Origin of the sequence: Microcoleus sp. T2B6 (assembly GCF_036700475.1) — a bacterium.
Taxonomy (GTDB): domain Bacteria; phylum Cyanobacteriota; class Cyanobacteriia; order Cyanobacteriales; family Microcoleaceae; genus Microcoleus.
This window is the reverse complement of the sequence record NZ_JAUBOZ010000021.1, coordinates 1-26,923: the sequence shown is the minus strand read 5'-3', so window position 1 is coordinate 26,923 and position 26,923 is coordinate 1. Positions and strand designations below refer to the sequence as shown.

22 protein-coding genes and 1 tRNA gene are annotated in these 26,923 nt (G+C 47.1%); 12 read left to right on the top strand and 11 right to left on the bottom strand.

Annotated elements, in window-relative coordinates:
- Window positions 1-429 precede the first annotated feature (429 nt).
- Both QUA00_RS12040 and smc read right to left on the bottom strand, forming a co-directional pair.
- Entirely contained in the window at window positions 430-1,458 is a 1,029-nt protein-coding gene (locus QUA00_RS12040; protein WP_333409765.1) for a PRC-barrel domain-containing protein, read from the bottom strand.
- Between the two features lie 452 nt (window positions 1,459-1,910).
- Window positions 1,911-5,912, bottom strand: coding sequence for a chromosome segregation protein SMC (gene smc / locus QUA00_RS12035; RefSeq protein WP_333409764.1), 4,002 nt, complete (start codon window positions 5,910-5,912; stop codon window positions 1,911-1,913).
- 739 nt (window positions 5,913-6,651) lie between these two features.
- On the opposite strand from smc, the gene murA reads away from it, so the two are divergent.
- The 6 genes from murA to QUA00_RS12005 all read left to right on the top strand — a co-directional run bounded on the left by murA (window position 6,652) and on the right by QUA00_RS12005 (window position 10,601).
- Window positions 6,652-8,070, top strand: coding sequence for a UDP-N-acetylglucosamine 1-carboxyvinyltransferase (murA, locus tag QUA00_RS12030; protein ID WP_333409763.1), 1,419 nt, complete (start codon window positions 6,652-6,654; stop codon window positions 8,068-8,070).
- A gap of 94 nt (window positions 8,071-8,164) precedes the next feature.
- Window positions 8,165-9,034 carry a M48 family metallopeptidase gene (locus QUA00_RS12025; protein ID WP_333409762.1) on the top strand — a complete coding sequence of 290 codons (870 nt, stop codon included), beginning with the start codon at window positions 8,165-8,167 and terminating at the stop codon, window positions 9,032-9,034.
- Window positions 9,013-9,094: transfer RNA gene (locus tag QUA00_RS12020), tRNA-Leu, on the top strand. The genes QUA00_RS12025 and QUA00_RS12020 overlap by 22 nt, the downstream gene beginning before the upstream one ends.
- Entirely contained in the window at window positions 9,068-9,391 is a 324-nt protein-coding gene (locus QUA00_RS12015) for a hypothetical protein (protein ID WP_333142697.1), read from the top strand. Before QUA00_RS12020 ends, QUA00_RS12015 begins: the two co-directional genes overlap by 27 nt.
- Window positions 9,370-10,245 carry a DMT family transporter gene (locus QUA00_RS12010; protein WP_333409761.1) on the top strand — a complete coding sequence of 292 codons (876 nt, stop codon included), beginning with the start codon at window positions 9,370-9,372 and terminating at the stop codon, window positions 10,243-10,245. The genes QUA00_RS12015 and QUA00_RS12010 overlap by 22 nt, the downstream gene beginning before the upstream one ends.
- A gap of 95 nt (window positions 10,246-10,340) precedes the next feature.
- On the top strand, window positions 10,341-10,601 hold the full coding sequence (locus QUA00_RS12005; protein ID WP_333409759.1) for a hypothetical protein: 261 nt from the start codon (window positions 10,341-10,343) through the stop codon (window positions 10,599-10,601).
- Between the two features lie 179 nt (window positions 10,602-10,780).
- Here QUA00_RS12005 and QUA00_RS12000 read toward each other — a convergent pair whose 3' ends face one another.
- The 3 genes from QUA00_RS12000 to QUA00_RS11990 form a co-directional block, all read right to left on the bottom strand.
- Window positions 10,781-11,407, bottom strand: a complete 627-nt coding sequence (locus QUA00_RS12000; RefSeq protein ID WP_333409758.1) for a type II toxin-antitoxin system antitoxin SocA domain-containing protein — start codon at window positions 11,405-11,407, stop codon at window positions 10,781-10,783.
- A gap of 69 nt (window positions 11,408-11,476) precedes the next feature.
- Window positions 11,477-11,716, bottom strand: coding sequence for a DUF2283 domain-containing protein (locus QUA00_RS11995; protein ID WP_333142693.1), 240 nt, complete (start codon window positions 11,714-11,716; stop codon window positions 11,477-11,479).
- Window positions 11,701-12,030: a hypothetical protein gene (locus QUA00_RS11990; protein ID WP_333142692.1), complete on the bottom strand. Its 330-nt coding sequence runs from the start codon at window positions 12,028-12,030 to the stop codon at window positions 11,701-11,703. The genes QUA00_RS11995 and QUA00_RS11990 overlap by 16 nt, the downstream gene beginning before the upstream one ends.
- Window positions 12,031-12,225: 195 nt before the next feature.
- Here QUA00_RS11990 and QUA00_RS11985 point away from each other — a divergent pair, with 195 nt between their 5' ends.
- Window positions 12,226-12,561 (top strand): DUF6883 domain-containing protein, encoded by a 336-nt coding sequence (locus tag QUA00_RS11985; RefSeq protein WP_333142691.1) that lies wholly within the window; start codon window positions 12,226-12,228, stop codon window positions 12,559-12,561.
- 8 nt (window positions 12,562-12,569) lie between these two features.
- The gene (locus QUA00_RS11980) at window positions 12,570-12,794 is read left to right on the top strand and encodes a DUF4926 domain-containing protein (RefSeq protein WP_333053374.1); all 225 of its coding nucleotides are present in this window, start codon (window positions 12,570-12,572) and stop codon (window positions 12,792-12,794) included.
- 230 nt (window positions 12,795-13,024) lie between these two features.
- On the opposite strand, the gene QUA00_RS11975 is transcribed toward QUA00_RS11980, so the two are convergent.
- From QUA00_RS11975 to cysC, 6 genes are all read right to left on the bottom strand, one after another.
- Window positions 13,025-14,662: an acetolactate synthase large subunit gene (locus QUA00_RS11975; RefSeq protein WP_333142690.1), complete on the bottom strand. Its 1,638-nt coding sequence runs from the start codon at window positions 14,660-14,662 to the stop codon at window positions 13,025-13,027.
- 148 nt (window positions 14,663-14,810) lie between these two features.
- On the bottom strand, window positions 14,811-16,178 hold the full coding sequence (locus tag QUA00_RS11970) for an NAD-dependent succinate-semialdehyde dehydrogenase (protein ID WP_333307077.1): 1,368 nt from the start codon (window positions 16,176-16,178) through the stop codon (window positions 14,811-14,813).
- A 159-nt stretch (window positions 16,179-16,337) separates the two neighbouring features.
- A complete protein-coding gene (locus tag QUA00_RS11965) occupies window positions 16,338-16,595 on the bottom strand; it encodes a hypothetical protein (RefSeq protein ID WP_333142688.1) in 258 nt (85 codons plus the stop codon).
- A gap of 129 nt (window positions 16,596-16,724) precedes the next feature.
- Entirely contained in the window at window positions 16,725-19,049 is a 2,325-nt protein-coding gene (locus tag QUA00_RS11960) for a polysaccharide biosynthesis tyrosine autokinase (RefSeq protein ID WP_333409755.1), read from the bottom strand.
- A 143-nt stretch (window positions 19,050-19,192) separates the two neighbouring features.
- Window positions 19,193-20,923, bottom strand: coding sequence for an SLBB domain-containing protein (locus QUA00_RS11955; protein ID WP_333409753.1), 1,731 nt, complete (start codon window positions 20,921-20,923; stop codon window positions 19,193-19,195).
- Window positions 20,924-20,960: 37 nt separating this feature from the next.
- Entirely contained in the window at window positions 20,961-21,485 is a 525-nt protein-coding gene (gene cysC / locus QUA00_RS11950) for an adenylyl-sulfate kinase (protein WP_333142685.1), read from the bottom strand.
- A 349-nt stretch (window positions 21,486-21,834) separates the two neighbouring features.
- Here cysC and QUA00_RS11945 point away from each other — a divergent pair, with 349 nt between their 5' ends.
- The 4 genes from QUA00_RS11945 (at window position 21,835) to hetR (ending at window position 26,550) form a co-directional block, all read left to right on the top strand.
- The gene (locus tag QUA00_RS11945) at window positions 21,835-23,637 is read left to right on the top strand and encodes an FAD-dependent oxidoreductase (protein ID WP_333409752.1); all 1,803 of its coding nucleotides are present in this window, start codon (window positions 21,835-21,837) and stop codon (window positions 23,635-23,637) included.
- Between the two features lie 97 nt (window positions 23,638-23,734).
- Window positions 23,735-23,962 (top strand): heterocyst-inhibiting protein PatX, encoded by a 228-nt coding sequence (gene patX / locus QUA00_RS11940; RefSeq protein ID WP_333142683.1) that lies wholly within the window; start codon window positions 23,735-23,737, stop codon window positions 23,960-23,962.
- Between the two features lie 605 nt (window positions 23,963-24,567).
- Complete coding sequence (locus QUA00_RS11935) at window positions 24,568-24,792, top strand: hypothetical protein (protein ID WP_333142682.1); 225 nt, start codon at window positions 24,568-24,570, stop codon at window positions 24,790-24,792.
- A gap of 852 nt (window positions 24,793-25,644) precedes the next feature.
- Complete coding sequence (hetR, locus tag QUA00_RS11930; RefSeq protein WP_333034952.1) at window positions 25,645-26,550, top strand: heterocyst differentiation master regulator HetR; 906 nt, start codon at window positions 25,645-25,647, stop codon at window positions 26,548-26,550.
- Window positions 26,551-26,923 lie beyond the last annotated feature (373 nt).

Below are 26,923 nucleotides of genomic sequence, written 5' to 3'. Positions count from 1 at the left end.
AACGAATAATCGGAATCTACATTTTTTTGGATGATCTCGAACATCAGGTTAATCTAGATTATCGGTTGTGTGGGGGCAGGTTTATCTAAATTGTTTGTGAACATCAAATATTGTTTGTAAAACCCCCCCCTACAGGCAATTGTAGGGGCGGGTTTCACCAACCATATCGGCGTAAGACCAACAATATAATAAACCCGCCCCCGCCCAACGAATAATCGGAATCTACATTTTTTTGGATGATCTCGAACATCAGGTTAATCTAGATTATCGGTTGTGTGGGGGCGGGTTTATTTAAATTGTTTGTGAACATCAAATATTGTTTGTAAAACCCGCCCCTACAGGCAATTGTATGGGCGGATTTCACCAATTATCTATGTCTAAAACAAACAATCTCGTAAATCCGCCCCCGCCCAACCGAGGGATTAATTCCTAATAACCAGGCTCTTCCTCGTACTCAGGAGTCTTAGTCTTCTCAGGGATATTCACCCGAGGAGGCTGGTAAGGCTTCGGCGCCTCATCGTCAGCCCAAGCATCCGCCTCCACATCATCCTCATACTCGTACTCCACCACCGGCTGCTTCGGGCGAGAAATCTCAGGGCGAGTGTACTGCGGCTTCTCCTCGTACTCCTCCTCGTAATCATCCTCCTCACCGCCCCAATTATCCTCTTCGTAATCGTCGTAATCGTCGCTTATTGGCTCAGGCTGCTGTACCTGCACCGCGCGCATGGGCGGCTGGCGAACCGCAGGCCGATTCCACTCTAAATCCTCATCCCAAGGAACTTCCTCCACCGCAGGCGCAGCTACCCGGCTCCGCATTTCCGGTGCAGGTATCCGCACGCCCGGGCCCAATTGATTTCCCGTAGCCACGGGTTTCGGATAATAACCTGCCTCGTCCTCTTCTCGTTCCCAAGGTGCTTGGCCCAAGCCAACGCGCTCCAGCAAACCCACACTAAGCTGCCTGAGCCTTTCCTCGGAACCTTCAAACACAATCAAGCGATTCGGGCCACTGCTGACAATTTCCTCAATCCCCAACTCGTAAGTGCTGAGAACTTGGTCGGGGATTTGGGGGATTCCCAGGGAAGCGATAATTATAGAAACTAACTTACCGTCTTCGGGATCGAACCTAAAGCCCCGCACCCTACCTAAAAGTTCGCCGGTTTCGGTAATAACTTCGCTGTTAATCAAAATGCTGTAGACTTCAACATCAACATCATCTTCGATCGCGCTCTCATCTTCCACCAACAGCACGTCGCCGATTTCGCTGACATTGCTGAGGAACATAAACCTCGGCATTCCAGCGACCGCGAATATATTATCACGCAGACCGATCGCCACAACTTCCCGCCGATCGATGTCCACCCACAATTGACTAACCACCCCCAAGCGTTTACCTCTGTCGCGAGTGATGACTTGAGTGCCGAGAATATCGGAGCGTTGGCAGATTTGTTCTGATGTCATTCTAAGTTTAGTCCTGATTTATCATAAAAATGGGCCTAAAACCCCCGTGCTTCTAGCACGGCTTTGCTGTATGCTTGTAGTAGTGGAAAGGTAATCAACCACTCTAAAAACCTAGCTGTCAAAAGACAAAGCGCTGAACCTTGAAAATTGAATCTAAGCGGTTCTACTGCATTTTTCTAGACTCCACCTCGCAGTAGGTAAAAGATTCAGAGGAGCTAGACAAACAGCATTTGAAGCGAATTTGCTTCAAACTGAAACAGGACTTGCCTAAAAGCAAATAGGGTAGGGCATACCCGAATTAACTCTTGGGGAGAGTCCCACCTCTGGGCTAGAGACTTCAAGGAATCTAGTTTAAGTGGTCTCGGTGAGCCAAGAATCCTCGTACCTTCAGGTCGAGGAGTGTCAATAAGTACATATATCACTCAACACGATCGTCAACCGACACTCCGGGACTACAACTTCAGTCCTATGACTTGAGTATAAGCTCCCCGTGCTTGAGTAACACCAATTGTACGCTCAGCCGATTGAATCATAGGTCGCCGCAAACTCACAACAATAAACTGGGCTTGTTCCGACTGTCGTTTTATCATTCTAGCTAATCGCTCCACATTTGCCCCATCCAGAAACATATCCACTTCATCAAAAGCGTAGAACGTAGACGGGCGGTAGCGTTGCAGCGCAAAAATAAAACTCAGCGCCGTCAACGACTTTTCGCCTCCAGACATGGAAGCCAGCCGCTGTACGGGTTTGCCCTTCGGGTGAGCGACCAAATTCAAGCCACTGCTGAAGGGGTCTTCCTGGTCATCTAGCTGGAGATAGCCATCGCCTTCGGAAAGTTCCGCAAAGATAGTCTGGAAGTTCTCGTTAACCGCGTCGAAAGCTTCTTTAAAAGCGCGTCGCCTGAGTGTGGTAAAGTTTTCGATTCTCAACAGCAGTTCAGTGCGTTCTCCTTCCAATGTCGTCAATTTTTGACTTAATTCTTGAAGGCGTTCTTGAGTGCGGTTGTACTCTTCCAAGGCTAGCATATTGACTGGTTCTAAAGCTTGAATGCGTTTGGCGATCGCCTTTACTTCCTGCTGCAATTCGGTCAAATTGGCTTTCTCGACATTTTCAGGAATCGACGGCACGGGGTCGGGCATTTCCGCCCGCTGCGTTTCCAATAGAGTGCGGATGGCGGCCAATTGTTCCCGGCGTTCTTGCTGGGTTTCGTGGAGTTTTTGCAACTGCCATTGTAACTGCTGTTTGGCTAAATGCTGTTCTCGCAGTTGAGATTCCGCCCGATCGCGATCTCCCTTCTGCACGCCCAATTTTTCCTCAATTTCCCCCAAATCCGCCTTAGCTTCCGCAATTTGCCCATCGAGTTCTAACTGCTGCGAAACTATGCGATCGAGCGCATCCGCCCCCGCGTTTTGCTGCACTTGCCATTCCTGCAATTTCTCGCTGCCTTCCTTAATTTTCTCTTCCAAGCGCCCGAATTGATTTTCCAAGTCTACAAGGCGCTGCTGGACGTTTCTCAGAGCCAATTCTCGCTCTTGGAGTTGCGCTTCTAGAGCGCGCAAACCCGATTGCATTTGCTGCCATTCGCTGTGACTGTTCGACTCTTCCAACTGCGCCAAAGTTTGTCGGTACTGCTGCAATTGAGTTTCCTGTGCGGGCAATTCTCGTTCCAGCAACTGCAATCTCGATCGCGAATCAGTTAATTCCTGTGTGTTTTTCGCAATTTGCGATCGCACTTGTTCCTGTTGCCCTTGCAAATTCTTAATTTCTGACTCCAACTGTTCCAATCGCAACTGATTTTCGCGCAAATTCTGTTTCGCTTCCATCAATTCTTGGCTGCGAGTTTTCACTGCAATAGACGCGCGATCGATCGCAATTTTGCACCGTTCCAAAATCCGCTCAATTTCCTCCAACCTTTCTTGCAAAGACGCGATCGTCCGCGCTTCACTAGCAGCCTCACTAGCCTCAACCGTGCCAAAATGCAAAGTAGATCTATTAGTAGAACTTCCCCCAGTCATCGCCCCGCTAGTTTCCAAAATTTCCCCGTCCAAAGTGACAATCCGGTACTGTCCCAAATAGCGGCGAGCATCGCTGAGGTTGCTAAACACAACCGTACTGCCAAAAACGTAAGCAAAAATTTCCTGATACCGGGAATCGCAGTCAATCAAATTAACAGCCGCATCCACAAACCCAGCCGCGCGCCGCAAATTTTCATTCACCGAATACCTGCCGCCCCTAATCTTATTCAAAGGCAAAAACGTCATCCTTCCCGCCCGTTTTTGTTTCAACAATTCGATCGCAGCAGCAGCCACGCTGTCATCTTCCACCACCATATTTCCCATGCGCCCGCCCGCCGCAATTTCCAGCGCCAACTGATAGCGCGGTTCTACCCTACCCAGTTGAGCCACCAAGCCACAAACTCCGCCAATCCCGCTTTGCGCGACAATTTTTGCAGTAAACGTTCCCGTCGCTTCTTGCATTGCTTGAAACTGCACCTCTAGTTTGTCTAATTTGCGCTGTCTTTCCCGCTGTTCTTCCAACAAACGAGTTTGAGTTTCCTGTTGCAGTTGCAATTCTTGTTCGGCTTCGACTAAAATCTGATTTAGCGATTCTACTTGCAAAGATGCCACGCCTTTGGTTTCCACAAGGCGAGATTGTTGCTCTTTTTTCGCTGCAATTTCCTGTTCCAATACTTGCAGCGATTGGTTTTGTTCTTGAATTTGACTTTGCAGGCGATCGGCTCTTTCGCCAATGGTAGCTTGTTCTGTACGCTGCGGTTCCAAAGTTTGTTGAATTGTTTCGATTTGGCGGTGCAGTTCCGTTTGCTGCTGTACCCAAGCTTCGGCCGTCGAGGCGATCGCATTTGCAACTTCCCGACTTTCATCTAAACTTTGCTGGGCTGCGTCCCGCTGTTCCTGCAAACTTCCTGTTTGAGACTTAACATAAGATATTTCAATCTCAATTTGCTCCAAACTTTGCCGGAATTGGCGAACTTCTTCCTCGGTTTGTGCTATGTTAGCCGCCATTTGCCCAGCAGTTGTTTCCAAATCCTGTTTGCGGTTTTGCAGTTGTCGCCGTTCCGCTTCCTGAGTGGCAATCGTCGCTTGCAAAGCCAACAATTCCGACTCTCCCAACGCTTTAACGCGGGCATTCAGCGCGTCAAGTTCGGCGGTTGCTTCTTGAATTTGGGTGCTAATTGCTTGCAGTTGTTCGGTGAGAGATGCAGAAGTGCGATCGCCCGTTTCGATTTGTTCTCGCAGCTTCCATTCTTGCTGCTGTAATTGACGGAATTTCAGCACAATTTCCCATTGCGACTTTTCTTGAAATTCCGCCCGCAGCTTTTGATATTTTTCCGCTTTTGTGCGATCGGAAGCAAGTCTATCGCGCTGAGACATCAGCTCTTTTTCTACAATTCGACTGCGTTCTTCCACCTCCTTAACTTCATCCAACTTCTGCCTAGCTAAAGAGATTTTGCGATCGAACTGAGCCACCCCAGCCAATTCGTCAATGATTTCTCGGCGTTCCTTAGAATTCATCGAAATAATGCTGGTAACGTCTCCTTGTAGCACGACGTTATAGCCTTCGGGATAAATTCGCAAGCGGTTGAGTTGTTCGTGAAGTTGTGTCAGCGTGCAAGGTTGGCCGTTAATGTAATAAGTTGAAGTGTAAGTACCTTGGCGAGTTACCCGAAGTTTGCGCGTTACACTCCACTCATCCGATTTTGGATTTTGGATTTTGGATTTTTTATTAGTAGCGAGTAGTTGTCCGTTGTTGTCTTGATTTGCGGCGATTTCAATCTCTTGTACATCTTCAACAGATAACTCATCCGATTTTGGATTTTCGATTTTGGATTTTCGATTGGCAGATGATTGGCCGTTATTGTCTAGAGTTTCGGTAATTTCTATCCCTTCGGCTTCTGCAACAGAGAGAGGCGATTCTTGATGGACAGGAGATGATTGGCCGTTGTTGTCTTGAGTTTCGGCAGTTTCTATCGCTTCGACTTCCTCTGCTTCAACAGATAACTCTTCCGATTTTCGATTTTCGATTTTGGATTTTCGATTGGCAGATGATTGTCCGTTGTTGTCTTGAGTTTCGGCAGTTTCTATCCCTTCGACTTCCTCTGCTTCAACAGATAACTCATCGGCTGCATTTTCATCCTCATCTTCATCCCGCGCGAACCATTCCTCTCCCACATCTTCCAGGGCAAAAGTCGCAGTCACGCTAGCTTCGATCGTACCGCGTTTGTTTTGGGCGCTGTTCACCAAATCCGGCAAACGTTCAGCCCGCATTCCCTTAGAACTCGAAAGTCCGAGACAAAACAGCAAAGCGTCGAGGATGTTGGACTTCCCAGAACCGTTGGGCCCGGAAACCACAGTAAAACCGGGCAGCACGGGAATGGCCGTCGTGCCGCCAAAAGATTTAAAGTTAGTCAGTTCGATCCGCTTAATGTGAACCATATGCTAGGAGTAGCTTTGGCTCTAGGTTGTTGTCACAAAAAATACTCGGTAAGTGGGAAACTCCGAGACTTTAGTCCTGAGAGGAAAACGACCCGGCGATTTCAATCGCCTTGAATCCCCTCGCGGGGCAGAGGGGTATGGTTGCCCCAAGGCGTGAGGATATGGTTGTCCTCAATCTCCCATTTCTGGGGTAAAGTTAGCACGCGCCTTTGTTATAGAGGCTTGTTAGGCTGGCAGCACTGTCTCAGTGACTTTAAGACTGTTTAACTACTAGCGACAGGGCAGGGGACTAGCTTCGCATCCCAGGGTGTCATGACCTAAATAACGTAGCCTGTTAAGGCTTAGGCTGGTCAGTACAGCTTGTTTGATTTCTCTTACAAGCTCAGTGGCTTTAGCCCTGAGTTACTGACAGGTTAGCACAGGCAATGGGGCGATCGACAATGTGTTAACTTTCTAGCATTGTCGATCGAACCGATATCTTACACCTTCGTCAACAACCCAGCCGGCTTTTACTTCAAAAGATCGTTGACAAAAGTACGACATCTGCGATCCGAGCGACCGCTACAAATAAAAGTAAATTTTGATACAGATAACTTCATGAGACTCGATCGACATTATTTATGCGATTAAACCTGAAAGCCTTGTCCCGATTGAATCCCAGCAAATATAATTCCCGGAATTCCTAATGTTACCCCTAGACATATAAAAACTTTCCGGTAAAATCGAACCAAAATTAATAATGTATAAAGTAACGAAGCGAATTATGGAGGGCAAACCCATTACACCAGCTCAGAACTCATCTAACCTGTCAGCTTCACCTGAAAGCGACCAACAAGTATTGCAAATTTGGGGTCGCCAGCCCCTTAAAGGACATATCAAAATCAGCGGCGCCAAAAACTCGGCCTTAGTCGTCATGGCAGGAGCCCTGCTATGCCCAGAGGATTGCCGTCTCCGCAACGTTCCCGGTTTAGTCGATGTCGCCCGCATGGGGCAAATTCTCTCGGCTGTAGGAGTCAAATTACAGCAGAACGGCGACGTTTTAGACATCAACGCCAGCAACCTCATAGACGCTCAAGCCCCCTACGAATTAGTCAGCCAACTGCGGGCGAGCTTCTTCATCATCGGGCCACTGCTAGCACGTTTGGGATTTGCCAAAGTGCCCTTGCCCGGTGGGTGTGCCATCGGTGCGCGACCCGTTGAACTCCACGTTCGCGGTCTGCAAGCCCTGGGTGCCGAAGTCCACATCGACCACGGCACGGTTCACGCTTACGTCAAAGGGCCGAACCGCCGCCTGAAAGGAGCCAAAATTTATTTGGACTACCCCAGCGTCGGCGCAACTGAAACTTTGATGATGGCGGCGACTCTGGCTGAAGGAGAAACCGTGATTGAAAATGCGGCTCAAGAGCCGGAAGTCGCAGATTTGGCGAATTTCTGCCGCGCAATGGGAGCAAAAATTCAAGGCGCTGGCACGAATACGATCGTCATTTCGGGAGTTCCCAAGCTGCACGCGGTAGACTATTCAATTATTCCCGATCGCATTGAAGCCGGAACATTTTTAGTAGCCGGAGCCATCACTCACTCGGAAATCAGTTTGTCGCCGGTAATTCCCGACCACCTGACCGCAGTCATTGCCAAATTGCAGACAATTGGGGCGAAAATTATTGCAGAAGCCCCTGACATTTTGCGGATAGTTCCCGGCCAAACTCACTCGGCCACAGACATCGAAACTCTGCCTTATCCCGGTTTCCCCACAGATATGCAAGCTCAGTTTATGGCTTTGCTGACGCTGAGCGAAGGCGACAGCTTGATCAAAGAAACCGTGTTTGAAAATCGCTTGCGCCACGTAGCAGAGCTCAACCGCATGGGCGCGGACATTCGCCTTAAAGGCAATGTAGCGATTGTGCGCGGAGTGTCGCGGCTGTCGGGTGCGCCGGTAGTAGCAACAGATTTGCGGGCTTCGGCGGCGTTAGTGTTAGCGGGACTTGCCGCCGATGGTGTCACCACCATCAGCAGCTTGCAGCACTTAGACCGCGGCTACGAGCAGTTAGAGGTGAAACTGCAAAAATTGGGAGCTAAGTTGCGGCGCGTCAAAGAGGGTACAGACCCGGCGACTGCTGAGGCTCCTGTCAATCCAGTGCGATCGGGTTTAAACTGTTAATTAGTCAGTTGACCGTTGACTGTTGACTGTTGACGGTTAACTGTTGACGGTTAACTGTTGACGGTTAACTGTTGACTAAGGAATAATCACTACAATGTCGAACATACCGCTCATCGGTTTAAAAGCAGACCAGTTTCGCCACCCGCTAGACTTGGAAGCCACCAGCACTCTCAAACAACTGCCCGGTCTGGATTTGATCGTGCGGCAGTTGCTGGGACAACTGGGCGAACAGTTTTTCATGCTGGAAAATCTGGCTTCCAGCGTCCAAGTCGGCGAAAATCAATTGCCCCACCTGCATCAATTGCTGTTGGATGCCTGCAAAACTCTGGATTTGGAAGCGCCGCAGCTTTATGTCCGCCAGCATCCGATGCCAAATGCTTACACCTTTGCGATGCGGGGAAAGCAGCCTTTTGTGGTGATGCACACTTCTCTGATTGATTTGCTCACAGACGAGGAAGTTAAGGCAGTAATTGCTCACGAGTTGGGGCATTTGAAGTGCGAGCACGGAGTTTACCTGACTCTGGCTAATTTAATTGTGTTGGCGGCCGGTCAAATTTCGCCTGTGGGAGCCGTGCTGGCGCAGGGTTTGCAGGCGCAAATGTTGGAATGGTTGCGGTGTGCGGAATTTACGTGCGATCGCGCCGCCTTGCTCGCCACCCAAGACCCAAAAGTGGTAGCATCGGTGCTGATGAAACTGGCCGGAGGTTCGCCGACTTTAGCTTCCAAACTGAATGTCGATGCGTTTTTGGCGCAGGCGCGGGCCTACGACGACCTCAGCAGCACTCAACTGGGAGAAATGCTCAAACAAGCTCAGACGGCTCAGTTGTCCCATCCTGTACCAGTATTGCGCGCCAGAGAGATCGATCGTTGGGCAAGTTCAAAAGATTATGAATCTTTGCTTGCAGGAAATCGATCTGTGTGTTATGATGGTGAAACGAAAAAGGGCGGGTGGCGAAATTGGTAGACGCATCAGACTCAAAATCTGACACCGAAAGGTATGAGAGTTCGATTCTCTCCCCGCCCACTGCTAAAAAAGCTTAATAAATCTAGGGTTCCAGATGATAAGTCTGGAACCCTAATTTATACTGGGCATCGGGAATCGGGAATCGGGCATCGGGAATCGGGCATCGGGCATCGGGAATCGGGAATCGGGAATCGGGAATCGGGCATCGGGAATCGGGAATCGGGCATCGGGAATCGGGCATTGGTAACTAATGACAACAGTCAACAGTCAACCGTTAACAGTCAACAGTCAACAGTCAACAGTCAACAGTCAACAGTCAACAGTCAACAGATTTTATGGGTGAAATCGCCGCTTTAGGCGCTGCATTTGTCTGGGCTCTAGCTTCCACCATCTGGCAGCGAGTGGGACAGCAACTCCCCGCAGTCGTGCTAAACTTGCTCAAAGGTGCGATCGCCCTTTTCATGCTCCTTGCCACTGTACAAATTTTAGGTAAACCCTTACCCGCAATCAATCCTAATATTTTAGCAATGCTGCTGATCAGCGGCGGCCTAGGAATTGGCATCGGAGACACCGCTTTCTTTATCGTATTAAAATATTTAGGCGCGAGGCGAACGCTGCTTTTAGAAACCCTCTCTCCCCCTTTAACAGCTTTATTGGGCTTAATATTTTTGCAAGAAAAGTTATCGGCCATTGCTTGTACTGGCATTCTTTTAACTATCTGCGGCGTAGCGTGGGTAATTGCAGAACGAACAGCCGAAACAACCTTATCATCAAAACATCTTTGGCAGGGATTATGTATTAGTTTATTAGGACAAACAACCCACGCGGCTGGAGCAATTTTATCCCGCGCCGCCTTCACTCAAATAGATATTGATCCCTTGTGGACAGCGGCCTTGCGTTTGAGCGGTGGTATGGCAGTCATGCTGTGCTTTTTTAAGCCAACAAACCTTGAGAGTTTCAAACAATTAAAAGCCCCAAAACTTTTAGGTGCAATAATTCTGGCAGCTTTTTTAGGAACCTATCTAGGAATTTTCCTGCAACAGACTTCGCTGAAATATGCACCCGCAGCAATCGCTCAAACACTCAGTTCTACCAGTCCCCTATTTATCCTGCCTTTAGCCGTGCTGGCGGGCGAAAAAGTGAGCATTCGGGCTGTTTTGGGGGTAGTTGGTGCGATCGGCGGAATCGCCTTATTATTGGGTTTGAAGTGATTAGATTTGATATCAATTCCGGTGCCACCGGAATGATTGTTGACTGTTGACTGTTGACGGGCGGGTCGAAAAACTGAATGGTTGAGTGTTAACTGTTGACTCGATTAGGCACGGCGCCGTCTCGAAAGCAGTGGGTAATATTAATTCCGATGCTACCGGATTTGATATCACAACTCCGACAAGTGGGAACAAAACTCTACGGAGAGATTGAGAAGCAAATTGCAACCGATCGCCAGAATCAAGAGGAAGGGATTTATGCTTATAATACTTGGGTAAAACAATTGGCAGAAATCCGTAAGGATTTTGACGGGATTATCCAGTCCATCACGAAGGCAGCAGCTAACCCGAATACTTGAATCTGAAAAAGAGCGCCCTCACATACCAACTTGTCACAAAGTGCGTGAAGCGCAGCTATCCCGTAGGGAATCGTCCTTATAAGCTGTTGTGCATTTAACTTATATCTTTAGGGCGGGCAGGATGCCCACCCCACAAAAGTTTAATTGTATTCGGTCGTGCAATTTAAATGCCTCGGAGCTTATTCTTTAGAGAAGAAACGGCCAGCATAATATTTCTTCATCGATTCGTGAGAAATAATCCCCTCACAAGATTCGTCTCTCGGCAAATCTCCTCTCGCTTCCTGCCAAGGTTTTTCACTGCAAATCATTCGTTCCAAAGTTGCATCATCATACTCAAAATAAGCATCAGCAACTTCCTCGATAAATTCCCCGATTTTTTGGGGAAGTTTCGGTTGTTCGATTTTCTCTGTAATTGGTTCCCCACTAAATTGTCGTTGATACTTTTCTAATAAATCAGGAATAACCGGCCCGTGAATCCCTGCTTGAAAATCTGCATCAAATAGTGGCTTGCCGTAAACTCCTAAATACCAAGCTTGAGCGTAATACATAAGTTTTTGTAGCTTGTAGGCGTTGATTGCTACATTAGTTTGGGCGGCTAACCAAATAAAAGCATTGGCAATATCTTGCTCACTCACTTTTACTGAATTACCTGGAACCGCAACAACTTTGAGTTGACCTTCGCCTATCTGTTCCAATAGTTCAGAAACTGACAAGTTAAATTCGGCGGCAATTTGCTCAACTCTTTGCCAAACTGGAGAACTCACAGTTATTTGATATTCATTTTTTGTTGAGATAGCTTGAGTCATAGGCCTCCTTAGAGCTGACTTAAATAATTCTAGCAAACAGTGCCGAATAATGACCTCATGCAGTCTTTTCTAAACCTTATAACTCAAGTGCAACTCACCCACAATCGGTAATTCAAATACATTACTCTCTCGCAACCGCTTTGAGAAAAACATAACTTCCAGATTTTCAATTTCCTCCGTGTCAGGATTGAGACGAGCCACAATTCCATATTCTAGTTCTTGCGATTCTTGCTCTGCATAAGGCGAACATTTATTGACGTACAAAATATCCCCAATAGCATCGTATTTAAAAGTTAGTTTTTCTGCCATATTATCTCTCCTTGGGTAACATTTTTTGTTAAGTAAGCTGTCACGATCCAATAGCGCTCTCTCGGAACTGTATCATTCACAACAGCTACTACAACATACCTACCCTTGCGACCCTTACCATACTGCTGTGAAAATAGAAAAGTATTGCCGAAACGTAAATCACATCGAACCTCATCTGGGTCAGCTAGAGTTTTAGCAATTCTTTCCTGATAAGATGGTAGCAAATCGGGATGTGTATCAACAATATGTAGTTCTCGCTCTTCAGTGAGTTCAACCTCGCTATCGAGATATGGACAGAAAAATTGTGTTGTCACATTCCTCCATTCTTGCCAGTCCTAGTTACCTAACTTTTAGATTACCATAATTACCTGATAAGTTTAGCGATCGCCCATCCCAACCCAACTTGTCAAAAAGCACGCGCGGCGCAGCTATCCCGTAGGGAATCGCCCCTGCTTGACCGATCGCCTCAACTCTGGTTAATATACAAGAGTAAGCTTTGGAGAGAGTGCTTGAAACTGCCCAATTATGAAAGAGCAGTCGTTCCTGAAAAGAAAATTACCGAATATCTGCTCTCACTCACCCACCGCGACGGGAAAAGCAAAGCAAAATTTTTTTTACGGTTTGGTTTTTCAGTTGATGCTTGGGAAATCATGGCAACTGCCTTGCTGCGTCATGCCGCAGACCATGAATTAGCTAAAATTGAAGAATCTCCTTTTGGCAGTCGGTACGTTATTGAAGGAGAAATGCTAGCAGCAGATGGCAGAAAACCCTTTGTGCGTTCTGTTTGGTTTATTGAAACCGGAGGCGACACTCCCAGGCTAGTAAGTGCCTATCCACCAGATTAAAAAATAAAATGATTCAAGAACTTGACAGCATTGTTTTAACAATTGATATCCCCGAAAAAAAATTAAGCCAAGGCGATATTGGCACAGTTGTTTTAGTACATCAAGGTGGGGTAGGATATGAAGTAGAATTTGTTACCTTGACGGGGAAAACATTAGCTATTATTTCACTCTTTAGCTCCCAAGTCCGTCTCATAGGTGATAGAGAAATTGCTCACGCCCGGATGCTAGCTTGAGCGTTATCTAAATGGAAGCAAAAACATTATGAACACTCACAGATTCACAGGCATCATTTACAAAGAAGAAGATAGATACATTGCCGAATGTCCAGAAATCGGCACAGTTGACCAAGGCGAAACCATAGAATAAGCGATCGCCAATCTTAAACAAGCTACAAAACTCTATCTCGAAGAATGTCCATTATTAGAGCCCCGACTTATTAAAGAAGCCGGAGCTCTAGCTACTATTACAAATTGCAACTCATATCCCCAGATAATTGACTGAAACGCGCATTTTCCCGATAGTCTACCGGACAGTCAATCACGCAAGGGACATCTTGAGCAAGGGCTTCTTTCAGAATCGGAATAAAATCCGTTGCAGATTCCACTCGATAGCCTTTTAAACCCATACTTTCGGCAAATTTCACAAAGTCGGGATTGCCAAATTTGACGAAATCGGAATGACCAAAATAATCTTGCTGCTTCCATTCAATTAACCCGTAACCGCCGTCATTAAATATCAGCGTCACAAAATTAGTACCGACTCGCAAAGCAGTTTCTAACTCTTGGCAATTCATCATAAAACCGCCGTCGCCGGTGGCTGCTATTACTTTGCGATCGGGATAAACGAGTTTTGCAGCTACCGCACCCGGAATCGCAATTCCCATCGCCGCAAAGCCGTTGGAAATCAAACAGGTATTCGGGCGATCGCAATGATAGTGCCGCGCGATCCACATTTTGTGAGCTCCCACATCAGATATAAGAATATCTTCCGGGCCCAGGATTTGCCGCAAATCGTAAATGAGTTTTTGTGGCTTGATCGGGAAACCGTCGTCGGCTGCATATTGTTCGTACCCAGCCCGAATATCCGCCCGCAATTGCTTAGCAAAAGGGTCTACTTTCTCCATGCGATCGGCACGCTGCAAAATTTCATTGAGAGAATCAGAAATATCCCCCACAACTTCTATAAGAGGAATATAACTGCTGTCAATTTCTGCTGGCAGAGCTCCAATATGAATAATCGGAATTTTTCCTTCTGGATTCCACTTTTTCGGGGAATATTCAATCAAATCGTAGCCAACAGCAATCACTAAATCCGTTTCTTCAAAAGCACAGCTAATGTAATCGCGTTTTTGCAAGCCCGTCGTCCAAAGCGCCAAAGGATGAGTGTAAGGAATTACCCCTTTGCCCATGAAAGTATTAGCTACAGGAATATTCAATCGAGTAGCAAATTGGGTCAAAGCATCGCTGGCGTTAGCGCGGATCGCGCCGTTTCCTACTAAAAGCAGAGGACTTTTTGCCTTGGAAATTGCCACTGCGGCTTTATTCAAGCTTTGGTAAGCGCCAAAAGTTTTTTCGCGGTTGTCTTTGGTGAGCGGCTGTCCTTCAGCAGGCATGGCTGCGATGTTTTCAGGTAAGTCAATGTGAACTGCTCCCGGCTTTTCACTTTGAGCTACTTTAAAGGCTTTGCGGACAATTTCTGCCGTCGTGCTGGGGCGAACAATTTGAGCATTCCACTTAGTAACTGGCGCAAACATGGCCACCAAATCTAAATATTGGTGCGATTCTATGTGCATTCTGTCTGTGCCGACTTGTCCGGTAATTGCTATTAAAGGAGCGCCGTCTAAGTTGGCGTCAGCAACTCCTGTCATTAAGTTAGTTGCGCCCGGGCCCAAGGTAGACAAGCAAACGCCGGCTTTGCCTGTGAGACGACCGTAAACGTCTGCCATGAAAGCGGCGCCTTGTTCGTGGCGAGTAGTAATAAATTTAATTGAAGAGTTTCTCAGGGCTTCTAGAACTTCTAAATTTTCTTCTCCAGGAAGTCCGAAGACGTATTCGACGCCTTCATTTTCTAAACATTTTACCAATAGTTGAGCTGTGTTCATTTCCGTTTTTCTCCTCGGTTAATGGGGGTTTTGGGTCTTTCTTTTTCAACCGATCGCCAAAATACTAGATGGGAATTTTTAACCGCAGGTAAACGCAGATAAACGCAGACTTATGTAGATTTGTGCGATCGGTTGATAGAGTGGGAGCTTATTTCACCCACACTGTTTTTATGTTAACAAATTCGTGCATTCCTTGGATGCTCAATTCGCGTCCGTAACCGGAGCGTTTGATGCCGCCAAAGGGCAATCTGGGGTCTGATTTTACTAAGCCGTTGATGAATACGGCGCCTGCTTCTAGTTCGGAAATAAACCGATCGCTCTCTTCTCTTACTGTAGTCCAAGCTGACGCACCCAAGCCAAAAGATGTGCTGTTTGCCAGTTCGATCGCCTCATCGATGCCTGCAACCCGGAATACTAAAGCTACGGGCCCGAAAAATTCTTCTTGACGCGCAGCAGCCTCCGGGGGGATCTCTGCCAGAATAGTTGGCAAGTAGAAATTGCCGCCATTCTCTGACAATGCGCGGCCGCCTGTCAGAAGTTTTGCTCCCGATTGGATGCAAGTTTGCACTTGCTTGTCCAAGTCTTTGAGGATTGCCGGAGTAGCTAAAGGGCCGATATCGGTTTCTGGCAACATCGGATCGCCTACTTTTAATTGCTCGATTTTTTCGACAAATCCTGTGATGAATTCGTCTGCGATATCTTCGGCTAAAATAAAGCGTTTGGCGGCGATGCAAGATTGACCGTTATTGAGCATCCGGGATGTCACAGCAGTTGATAAAGCTGCTGCTAAATCGGCACTGGGCATCACAATAAATGGGTCGCTTCCTCCTAATTCCAGTACAACTTTTTTCAAGTTTTTGCCCGCATTTGCTGCCAAACTTTCACCCGCTGGTTCGCTACCGGTGAGAGTTGCTGCTTTTATACGATCGTCCGCAACGATATCAGCTACTTTGTCGGCGCCCACTAACAAAGTTTGAAAAACGCCTTCGGGAAAGCCCGCTTCCGTGAAAATTTCCTCTATTTTCAAAGCGCACTGCGGCACGTTGGAAGCGTGTTTGAGCAAGCCGACATTGCCCGCCATCAGCGCCGGCGCCGCAAACCGAAAAACTTGCCAAAATGGGAAATTCCACGGCATGACGGCTAAAATAGCCCCTAGCGGTTGGTAGCGGACAAAGCTGCTGCTAGCGTCAGTGGTTGCCGGTACGTCTGCCATAAATTGAGCGGCATTTTTGGCGTAATAGCGACAAACTAAGGCGCATTTTTCCACTTCGCCGATCGCAGATTTGAGCGTTTTGCCCATTTCCAGGGTCATCATTTCAGCGTAAATTTCGCGATCGCGCTCCAAGATGTCTGCAGCTTTCTGCATCCACAGAGCTCTCTGCTCAAACGGCAGGTGGCGGTATTTGTTAAAAGCTTGCTGTGCTAATTCCAGCTTAGCTTCGATTGCCTCATCCGCGATCGGCTCGAAAGTTTTCAGCGTTTCTCCCGTTGCCGGGTTGATAGTAGCAATAGCCATTGTTTCATCTCCTGTGTGAAAAACACAAAACTCCCTGCTAGTTTTCCGCCTAGGCAGGGAGTTGTATCAATGTATTACAAAATAGGAATTTACCAGCCACGTTTTCTTTCAGGTCTTGCCAATTTGCAAGTGCCGCGATTTGTTTAAATTTCTCTACTTTTAATTATAGTTCAGAGTCTCGATCGCAAATCTTAAGAAAATTTGTCTTTCTGAAATCATGCACAAATCTCGCTTAACAGGCTGGACGGCCTGTTCCATAAAAGTTAAATGTTCTTGTGGGGCGTCCCGCCCGCCTCTGACAGCTTGATTCACAATTAATGGTGCAAGATGGATGAAATATCTTGTCGGCTGTCCCGCCCGCCTTGCATTCTCAAGAACAGTATAGCCGTAGGGTGCGTCGCCCTCAAAAATCCTCAAAAAAAGCGAAAATCTCGCAGCGACGCACCTTACAAGAATTAGGCATAAGGTGCGTCGCCCTCAAAAATCCTCAAAAAGAGCGAAAATCTCGCAGCGACACACCCTACGATAATTAGCGATTCCCCTCCCTCAAACAGACTGTTCCTGGACGTAATCCTGCACGTAAGACTGATAGTAATACCTGCTGCCTTTATCGTTATTCGCCACCATTCCCAACAGCGGAATTCCCGCCATTTTTAAATCTTCAAAAGCCAACACCAGCGCCTCCCGCTGAGTTTGATGCAGCCCTACTACCAGCATCAATCCGTTAGTGTGAGCCGCCAACAAATTCGCATCCGCCAAACCTAAAAGCGGCGCAGTATCGTAAATAACTAAGTCAAAATGACTTGACAAAGCGGCCATTAAATGCTGCATTTTTCGGGAAGAAAGCACCTTTGTAGGATCGAGAGGAACCGGGCCGGAAGTTAACACAAACAAATTTTCATCGCGGGGCGATCGCAAAATCACCTTTTGCACATCCACATCATCAGCAATCACATTGTGCAGGCCTTGCCAATTCGGTAAACCCAGCATTTCGTGTACCTGCGGGCGCCGTAAATCCCCATCCACCAACAGCACTTGCTGCCCCATTGCAGCCGCCGCCCGCGCCAGATTTACTGCTACCGTAGACTTGCCATCACCTACTTGACAAGAAGTAATTACACAAGAATTGATCGGAGTTTCAACGTTTAGTAAGCGAATATTCGCATTGAGCGAGCGAAAAGCTTCTTGAAAAGCATCCGTCGGCATCGGCGAAATTGCCACATCCACCGGGCTTGTCTCAGCAGGAGGAAGTCTCAAAATTTTATCGCTAGCAGGAATTACCCCCAACAAAGGCAGGCGAATCGACTCTTTGACATCCTCTGGAGTTTGGAACACCGTTTTATTTTTAAACCGTTCCGCCAACTGCGCCGTCAGCATACCAAACAGCAAACCAGCCAATCCCCCCAAAGCCAAATTCAAAGGCATAATCGGAGCAACAGCCATCAACTCGCCATTTTTGTAGCGCGGAATTTCCGGCTTAGCAATAACTTCCCAAGCCACCTCTTTTTTACCCACAGCTTCAAGCTGCAAAGCTTGCTGTTTTGCCAGCAAACCATTCAGCGTATTGTTAGTTAAATCCAACTCGCGCTGCAAATCCGAATAGCGCCGCAAAATCACTGGTAATCCTTGAGAGTATTGATTCAACTGCTTAGCAGCTTGTTCCAAAACTTGATTCCGCACGCCCAGCACCTGAATTAAATTAGCAGTACCAATAAACTGCTCGATTAACTTAATCCGCACCGGATCTTGAAAAGCCAGCACTTGCGAATTTACCTTAGCCAAATCAGTTCCCAGAACCTGTTGGGCTTCTTTCTTCAACAAAGGAATCAGGTTCTTGCGCTGTTCTCGCAACAATTGCATTTGCGGAGTTTCGTCTGTAAACGTAGCCGAGTTAATCGCAATTTGCCCTTCTAATTGCTGCAATTGAGTCAGCATCGCTTGATAGCGGGGAGCTTGACTCAGAGCCGAGGCCATCAGCGCTTGCTTCTGGTTTAATCCGAGCTGATTTTGCAGATTGGAATAGAGCAATCTCTGCTGATTGAGCTGCGATTGCGCTTCCAATCTTTGCGTTTGAAGTTCACTGATTTGCTGCGCGAGTTGTTGGGTTTGAATTTGCGGGTCGATGAAATTGTACTGCTGTCGCAACTTTTGAATTTCTGTTTGCAGAGCTTGTTGGCGCTTTCGCTGGTTGGGAATTTGCGATTTCACAAAATCCAGAGTCTGACTAATTTGAGTTGTGGTATCTTGCACGCTGTAGTTGCGGTAGCCTAGCGCCACTTTTTCCAAAACAAACTGAATTTTTTTCGGGTCATAATCCCGATATCTAACTTCGATAATCTTGGTATTTTTGAAGCGATTAATTGACAACCTAGTTTCCTGAGAAAACGGCAAATTATCCGCTTTTTGGTTCAAGAGGTAGTTGTAATTTATTTCAGGATACTTAGCCTGCAACTGTTTAATAATCGGCGACATTACTTGCGGGCTTTGCAAAACTTGAATTTGGGATTCGTAGTCAAAACCGGCATTTTCGGTCGTCGCGGGGGCCGCTGGTTGCAGTTTCAGCTCACCGGAGTAGATTTTGGCTAAAGTATTTTGCGTAACCGCTGGTTCTACTAATAATTGAAAGCGCCCTTCGTACTCGCTTTTTTGATTCAGTGTCCAGGCGAAAACTCCGGTAGTTACTGCCGCTGCTACCCCGATGACTAAGATGGAGCGACTGCGGCAAACTTCCCAAAAACTTAACTCTTCTGCCTCGGTTTTGTTTCTGCCTAAGAATTGATCTTCTTCATAAAGCCCCGAAGACATTTTTTGCAGATTGGCGGCTTTTTTATGATTAAACAGTGCTACTTGTGATTGTTTCCCTGGTTTCATTGGATTTCTACAACTTATTAGTTTAAACGTCTGTATTGGTAGCGGAGTTTCAGGAAATCGGTTGATTCCTAGATATTTCATTACCAAACCGCAATTTTTTATAGAAAGCGGGTTTCTGAGGTCTTAATGCCAGTCTATTCAACTCACCGAAAAATATCGAACAATCGAAATATTCCTAACAGGGGGCTGAGAGGAGCGAGAGTCCCGCCTACATTATCCGAGAACGTAGCGCGACCCGATCGCCTTACCATAATTACATCATTATTTTGGAGTTTGGGATTAGTTTCTTCATTGGCAGTTGCGGAAAAATCCACCTTAACATTTAGCTGCGAAACAGTGCCGTTAGGATTGAGGCGAATTAAATTCACCGAATCCATTTCTGCCCGCGCTTTATTAAAACCTCCCGCTGCTACCAGCGCTTGATTTAAAGTAGTGTTGGGCAGCACCGCAATCGCTCCCGGTTTCACGACTTCTCCTACAATGTTCACCCTAATCGTATCCGGTGAAAAATTAGAATTAGCAACTTGTTCGTCTTGGGTTGCATCGAGGTTTTCGGCTTTGGGAACGATTACCGTATCTCCCTGTTGCAGCGCTAAATCTTGGGATACATCTCCCCCTTCCAAAAGTTGCCACAAATTCACATTAATAATTTGTTCGGTACCCGCCCGCGTCAGGCGGCGAACTTGTATTTGTCTGATATCAGCTACCGGCGTAATGCCGCCCGCCATTTTAATTGCCCTCGTTACAGTTTGCTGCAAAACATTTTCCCCGCCGTTGGTTTCGCTGGCAGCAAACAAACCAGAATTTTCACCCATTTCATTCTCTTGTACCCTACTTTGAGCCTCTTTTGCCAAAGTATAAGTACCGGGGCGAGTTACTTCGCCCACCACAGCAATATTAATTGGTTGAGTGCTTTGTCCGGTAATGTTAGCTACTGCTAAAGTCGGTGCTTCTTGGCGGTTGAGGCTAGTTACAGTGGGAATAAATATAGTATCGCCGTCGCGCAAAGTCATATCCGCCCGCAAATCGCCGTTTTGCAATAATTCCCACAAATCCACACTAATAATTTGTTCCGCTGCGTTGCGCTGGGGGCGGCGGATTTTGATTTGCCGCACGTCTGCTGACTGGGTAATTCCGCCGGCCATTCGCAGCGCCCGCGATATCGTTGGCATTTGAGTTCCCATTTGCTCTGCTGTGCCTCCGGGGCCTGCTGCTGAGGATATTGTATAGGCTCCTGGGCGGTTGATTTCGCCCGCGATCGCAATTTGCAAAGGACGTGCCGCCAGCAGTTTCAGGGTAATCCAAGGACGTTTAAGGTATTTGCCGTATTTGTCTTTAACAACATTAGAAGCTTGTTCTAGGGTCATACCGTACACCGCAACGCTGCCAATTAACGGCAAGTTCAGGGAACCGTCTGCCTGTACTTGGTGTTGACCGTTGGGGCCGCTGTATTCCGGGACGTTGAAGATGTCCATTTGAATACGATCGCCCGCGCCTAAAGTGTAAACTTCCGATCGTACACTTGAAGGTTCACTTGCCGGCAATCCCGGCAATCCCGGCACTGCCGGTACTGGTACAGGAACAGGAGAACCCGCATCAGCAGGAGGAGGAGGAGGAGGAGGCATCAACTGGGCAGCCGCAGGAGATGAACCCACCGCCACCAGCACTGACACTGTTAAACTTTGAATCATTAAACTTTTGACAGCATTGCTTGCCCAATAACTTAGCTTGCAGCTTTTGCTGGAAACCTCTGCCTGGGCCCCTTTCCTTGCAGGAAATGGGAGAAATTCTTCACCCTCCCTATCTGCGAAGGGGACACAAGGGTGAGATTTTTTCTCAAGTTGCACGCCGTGCGAATAACTTTTCACCACCATCGCTTTTTGCCCCTATCCTCATCCAACCCCGCCAACATCAAATGTAACCCAACTGTTCTAACTTGGTCAGAACTTTTTTAACACTCTCTTCCACAGTTTCTCGCTCTGTGTAACAAATAATCTCAGGATTAAGCGGTTCTTCATAAGGATCGTCAATTCCCGTAAAACCCTTAATTTCTCCTGCTCTGGCCTTAGCGTATAGCCCCTTGACATCGCGATCTTCGCACACTTCTAACGGCGCTGTGATATATACTTCAACAAAATTGGGCTCCATTGCTCTAATTTCGTCGCGAATTGCTCTGTAGGGGCTAATAGCTGCGGTCATTACGGCTACTCCATTGCGGCTCAGCAGGTGAGCTACAAATCCAATCCGCCGAATATTAGTATCTCTGTCTTCTTGGCTAAATCCCAAACCTTTTGACAAGTTGGTGCGAACGACATCTCCATCTAATATTTCAACTTTGCAACCTCTTGCCTTCAATTCGGGTTCGAGGGCTTTGGTGATAGTTGTCTTGCCGGAACCGCTCAGCCCGGTGAACCAGAGGATAAAACCTTTTTCCATTTTCAATTGCTGGGTTAGTAGTGAATAGTGGGGAAATTACGCGACGTATGACTTTAGTGTGGCGGTTCCCCATTTTCTGATTCTTTTTGATTTGAGATGCGATCTGACTTTCACAATAACTAATTTTTTTATTAACCGCAGAGGACGCAGAGGACGCAGAGGTAGAGGGAAGAGGATAAAGAGGTAATTTTAAAATCCGTAGGGTGCGCCGCCTGTGTACCCTTACATTCAATGGGCGATCGCCAACGCCGAACATCTATCCTCTGGGTGCTTGTGGTCGCACCTTACATGATGAATGAGCCTCTTGCAATCTAAAATCTAAAATCTAAAATCTAAAATCCTATTCCCCATGTCCCCAACCTTAAAAGCAGATGTTTTGGTCGTCGGTGGCGGCACCGGCGGCACAGCAGCAGCCGTGCAAGCAGCCCGCCGAGGTGCCAAAACTATTTTAGTAAGCGAATTCCCCTGGCTGGGAGGAATGCTGACTTCGGCTGGCGTTTCGGCCCCCGATGGCAATGAATTAGCAGCTTTTCAAACCGGTTTGTGGGGCGCGTTTTTGCGGGAACTCCAGCAGCGACAGCCGGGAGGTTTGGATTGGGGCTGGGTAAGTTTTTTTACTTACGATCCCCGCACCGGTGCTGAAATTTTCGCTGATTGGGTTAAATGTTTGCCGAACTTGCACTGGATTTCTGGACAAACTGCTCAAGATGTGCTAAGGGAAGAATCTCGCATTTCTGGCGTTCGGTTTGCAGATTTTACGGTTTCGGCCAAAATCACTTTGGATGCAACGGAATTGGGAGATTTGCTGGCTTTAGCGGAGGTTGGACACCGCTGGGGTTGGGAATTCCAAGCCGAGTGGGGAGAACCCAGCGCGCCGGCTGCCTCTAATGCTCTCACACAGAGGTATTCGGTGCAAGCTCCGACTTGGGTGGCAATTATGCAGGATTTTGGTAAAGGTGCAGCCGGGCCAGAAATTCCCGCGCCACCTGTAGACAATCCCGATCGATTTATCGGTGCTTGGGACGGTTACACTCCCGAACAATTTCTCAATTACGGCAGGCTTCCGGGTGGATTGTTGATGATTAATTGGCCGATTCGAGGTAATGATTATGGTGAAGGAGTCGATCGACTCATTAAATCAGAAACATCTCGACAAGAATTCCTCCAAGAAAGTCTCTGGCACACTCAAAGTTTTGCCCGTTTCATTCAAACCCAACTCGGCCCCCGCTACGGCCTTGCACAGAATATTTTCCCCATTTCAACGATCGACAATCAACAAAATTCTTCCCTTCTTTCTTCCTTTGCCTTACATCCTTACTACCGAGAAAGTCGGCGCTTGCGAGGGATAAGTACAGTCACAGAACAAGATATTTTGCCTATTGTCGGTGGCAGAGTCGCGAAGTTGCCGATAAATTCTGAGGGTATTTGTGAAACAATTGCGATCGGCAACTATGCCAATGATCACCACTACACCAGTGGCGACATTCCCTTGCAGCCAAAATCGATCCGCTGGGGCGGCCGCTGGACGGGAACTCCGTTTACCATTCCTTACAGCGCGCTAATTCCTGCCAGTACAGACGGTTTGCTAGTCTGCGAAAAAAATATTTCCGTCTCTCACATCGCCAACGGTGCAACTCGCTTGCAACCGACGGTAATGAATATTGGACAGGCGGCGGGGATGGCGGCGGCTTTGTGCGCGGAATCTGGATGTCAGCCGCGGGAGTTGCCGGTGAGAGTTTTGCAAGAAGCTTTGCTGCAAGATTCCGAGGCGAGTGCGGCGGTTATTCCTTTATTTAATTTGACACGGGATCGATCGGACTGGCTCGACTGGCAACGCTATTATCTCGATCGACCCCAAGCATATCCCGCCAGCGGCGAATGTCAGGAGTCAGTAGAGAAACAAAGCAGTCAAACAGCAAATACCCACAGCCAATTTTCGGGCATTTTCCGTCGCCTCGGCGAACAAGACTGGACACTAACGCTGACAAGCCCTGCATCCTTAGCCGGTCAAACTTGGCAACTTGTGACTTTGGACTCGGAAACCGACAGATTTTTACACAATTGCGAAACCGAAAAGCCTCTGACTGTATGGGGTAGGCTGAATGCGGCAGGTGCTTGGCTGCTGGCGGGCTCAGTAGAATTGAAGAGGTAGGGTTTTTTGCAGAGATCCGAAAATTCACAGAAATTTATCCTGATCGATCGGGGAGAGTCCGTATCAGTTAATAGACAATGACACGGATACTAACCCCATGCAAACTTACACACCAATTGCTTTACAGAGTCTTTTGGGCGTTACTTTGAGCGCCACTGTCGTTCGAGCCTTTGAATCCCTCGTCGGACTGCTGGAAGTTGCCACCGCTTCATACATTTTATCCGCCCAAACCGAACAAAGGGGCGATCGTTCTCCAGAAAGAGGCAGCGGACGCCGAGAGTTCAGTGAACCTAATCTTTACACTCATCAACTACAAGCATTTTAATGACATTGGACGAAAGCGATTTCCGTTATTGAGTTAGTTTCTGCCGCCCGTGTCGAGCGCTCAATCTGATTTCCTGGGAGGCTAGTTTTTCAGGTTTCCAAGGCCACTGCATTTCTTGTTTACAGTCATTAGGCTCTTCTTTTATGTGAGTGATGATAGCATATAAACCTTAAACCGCCATCTATCGAGAGATTGAATTTCGTATTTGGCGGTTTTGTATATTATTGCAACTTTCGGGGTAGTGCAATTAGGATTTTTTTTTTATTACTGAACCCAGAGATTTTATTTATTCCATTTTACATCGACTTCTGACAGCTCTCATAGATCAGATGCTACGCATCTAAAGTGTCTGTTGCTTCGGGAGGGGTAGAGGGTGAGAAAGGGAGAGGGAAAGATAATTTTCCGCTTTTTATACAAGGATTTTAGGAGACAATTTAAATGCGAGATAGCTTAACTTAAGCCTGATTCCTTCTTCCTTTTTCCTTCTGATTCTTCCTTCTGATTCCTGATTCCTGATTCTATAGTTTGATAATTTCAGGGAAATTAATCCTGATCAGCCTGGGTAATGTCGTATCTCTAAATAGATACTGATACAAATACTACCCATGAAAACCTACACAGCAATTGCTTTACTGAGCCTGTTGGGCATTACCTTGAGTGCCAGCGCCGCTCAAGCTTTTGAATCTCCACTCCCCATTGTCGAAACTGCCACCGCCCAATATATGTTGTCAGTCCAAACTCAACAAAGCGGCAACCGCCCTGCTGAGAGGGGCAGACGCAGAAATTTTACTGAGCCTACAGTTTACACTCATCCGCTACAAGATTTCTAATGACACTGGACGCAAGTGATGACCACAACTGAGTTGCTTCGGGCCGTTCATTCGATCGCGCGATCGGATTTTCTAAAATTCTAGTGTTTCAGGTTAAGCGACAATTGCACTTTTTGTGGACAGTTCTGAGGAGATTCTTTTTTGTTTGAAAAATGTTAGCATATAAACGGGAAACCGCCATCTACCTAGAGATAGATTCTAGTCTGTGGCGGTTTTGTATTGAAAAGGCTTCAATTACACAGTAACTAACCACAGGCCTCTGATCATCTGGGTTTTTCAAACGATATCTCTCGCGCTCCACCCTTATTTTGGGGTTGTACAATTTGAGGAGGATTCTTGTGGGGTGTCCCGCCTGCTGTGAAAATACAGCGGACGGGCTACGAGATCCCATCCCACAAAACCATCAAAATCTTCCCGCAATTATGCAACAGCCTTATTTTAGTCGATCGAACCGGGTTTGGGCATCCATGACTATTCAAGAATTAGGGGATCGGAGTCGCCTGAAATTCTTGGCATCGCAACAGTTATTTACCTTCTCCCCCCCACAGGTAGGGTTTAATTTTCAACCGCTGCACTATAATAAACTTGCGATAACTAACTCATATATAGGTAAACTGTCAGCGCAGAGGGTGCAGGAATCTACTTAAATTGGCCACCAATAAGAACCACTTATGCGGTGTGGATAGCCTTTAAGCCCCTGCCCCTGTTACCTCAGGGAAATTAACTAACCTGAATATTAGGGTAGCTGGCAAGCTTTCCGGCGACAGTCGGCTATGCTTGATTCGGCGCTCTCGCAATAATTTAATGGAGGATGACAAAATGCCTCCTAATTTGGCTATTTCGGGGATAGTGATGAAAAATGACTCTTTGGATCTGGTCAAAAGCCTCAGCCCTAGTGCAATGGATCAGATCATGCTATATCTGGCGTTTAGCGCCATGAGAACCAGTGGGCACAGGCACGGGGCGTTTCTAGACGCGGCCGCAACGGCGGCTAAGTGTGCCATTTATATGACTTATATGGAGCAGGACAACAACCTGCGGATGACCGGACATTTGCATCACATTGAGCCTAAACGGGTGAAGGTGATAGTTGAAGAAGTCCGGGAAGCTCTGACTCAGGGAAAATTGCTGAAAATGTTGGGTTCGCAAGAACCTAGATATTTGATTCAGTTTCCTTATGTCTGGCTGGAACAGTATGGTTGGATGCCGGGACGCCCTCGCATTCCGGGAAACAATTTGACTGTAGATGAAAAAAAATATCTCGAAGGCAAGATTCCTCCGAATCCGCCTGATGCTCAACTGATCAATTCTTTTCAGTTTATGGAGTTGATCGAGTTTCTGCACAGGCGATCGCAAGAAGATATGTCTCCAGAAAGGCGAATGCCTTTGAGCGAAGCTCTAGCAGAACACATTAAGCGGCGCTTGATCTATTCTGGGACAGTAACTCGCATTGATTCTCCTTGGGGAATGCCGTTTTATGCCCTCACCCGCGCTACTTACTCTCCCGCAGAGCAGGAAGAGCGGACATTTACTATGGTTGAGGATACGGCTAGATATTTCCGGCTGATGAAGGATTGGGCGGAAAAACAACCGAAGGTGATGCGAATTATGGAGACTTTGGATATTCCGCCGGAACGGCTCGACCAAGCTCTTGAGGAATTAGATGAAATTATTCGCAATTGGGCAGATCGCTATCACAAGCGGGGCGAACCGACGATGATTTTACAAATGGTTTTTGGACCGCAAGACGACGCTTAGTTGGATTAACTATTAATCATTAGTCAGGAGTTGATTGCTTGAGACTAATGACTAATGATTAATAGCTAATAGCCCGGGACGGCGCAACCGGGTTTTTTTCTTCCAAAAATACTGTGTTATATCATGTCCGATCGAGCGATTAAAAGGGCGGGTTTTTGAGATTGTCAATTATTGGCACATATTTGTCGTGAAAGAGCCCCTACCGTATTAGGGGTAATCGACCGGACGTAATATTAATCGTTTGAATTCTCGTAAAAAACTAGGTTTCTTGGGTCGCGAATGCGTCCAGGATTAACTAAGGATCGCGAATTAAATAACTTACAATTTTAATTGTTATTGTGGGATGGGCGTCCCGCCCGTCCAAAAAGGACGG

Bases quoted from the DNA above. Each gene is read 5' to 3' on its own strand.
- patX (WP_333142683.1), top strand. From the start codon at position 23,735: ATGCAAACTTACACACCAATTGCTTTACAGAGTCTTTTGGGCGTTACT.
- murA (WP_333409763.1), top strand. From the start codon at position 6,652: ATGTATAAAGTAACGAAGCGAATTATGGAGGGCAAACCCATTACACCA.
- hetR (WP_333034952.1), top strand. From the start codon at position 25,645: ATGAAAAATGACTCTTTGGATCTGGTCAAAAGCCTCAGCCCTAGTGCA.
- QUA00_RS11980 (WP_333053374.1), top strand. From the start codon at position 12,570: ATGATTCAAGAACTTGACAGCATTGTTTTAACAATTGATATCCCCGAA.
- QUA00_RS12025 (WP_333409762.1), top strand. From the start codon at position 8,165: ATGTCGAACATACCGCTCATCGGTTTAAAAGCAGACCAGTTTCGCCAC.
- QUA00_RS11975 (WP_333142690.1), bottom strand. From the start codon at position 14,662: ATGAACACAGCTCAACTATTGGTAAAATGTTTAGAAAATGAAGGCGTC.
- QUA00_RS12000 (WP_333409758.1), bottom strand. From the start codon at position 11,407: ATGACTCAAGCTATCTCAACAAAAAATGAATATCAAATAACTGTGAGT.
- QUA00_RS11935 (WP_333142682.1), top strand. From the start codon at position 24,568: ATGAAAACCTACACAGCAATTGCTTTACTGAGCCTGTTGGGCATTACC.
- QUA00_RS11995 (WP_333142693.1), bottom strand. From the start codon at position 11,716: ATGGCAGAAAAACTAACTTTTAAATACGATGCTATTGGGGATATTTTG.
- QUA00_RS12015 (WP_333142697.1), top strand. From the start codon at position 9,068: ATGAGAGTTCGATTCTCTCCCCGCCCACTGCTAAAAAAGCTTAATAAA.
- smc (WP_333409764.1), bottom strand. From the start codon at position 5,912: ATGGTTCACATTAAGCGGATCGAACTGACTAACTTTAAATCTTTTGGC.
- cysC (WP_333142685.1), bottom strand. From the start codon at position 21,485: ATGGAAAAAGGTTTTATCCTCTGGTTCACCGGGCTGAGCGGTTCCGGC.
- QUA00_RS12040 (WP_333409765.1), bottom strand. From the start codon at position 1,458: ATGACATCAGAACAAATCTGCCAACGCTCCGATATTCTCGGCACTCAA.
- QUA00_RS12010 (WP_333409761.1), top strand. From the start codon at position 9,370: ATGGGTGAAATCGCCGCTTTAGGCGCTGCATTTGTCTGGGCTCTAGCT.
- QUA00_RS11955 (WP_333409753.1), bottom strand. From the start codon at position 20,923: ATGGTGGTGAAAAGTTATTCGCACGGCGTGCAACTTGAGAAAAAATCT.
- QUA00_RS11945 (WP_333409752.1), top strand. From the start codon at position 21,835: ATGTCCCCAACCTTAAAAGCAGATGTTTTGGTCGTCGGTGGCGGCACC.
- QUA00_RS11970 (WP_333307077.1), bottom strand. From the start codon at position 16,178: ATGGCTATTGCTACTATCAACCCGGCAACGGGAGAAACGCTGAAAACT.
- QUA00_RS11960 (WP_333409755.1), bottom strand. From the start codon at position 19,049: ATGAAACCAGGGAAACAATCACAAGTAGCACTGTTTAATCATAAAAAA.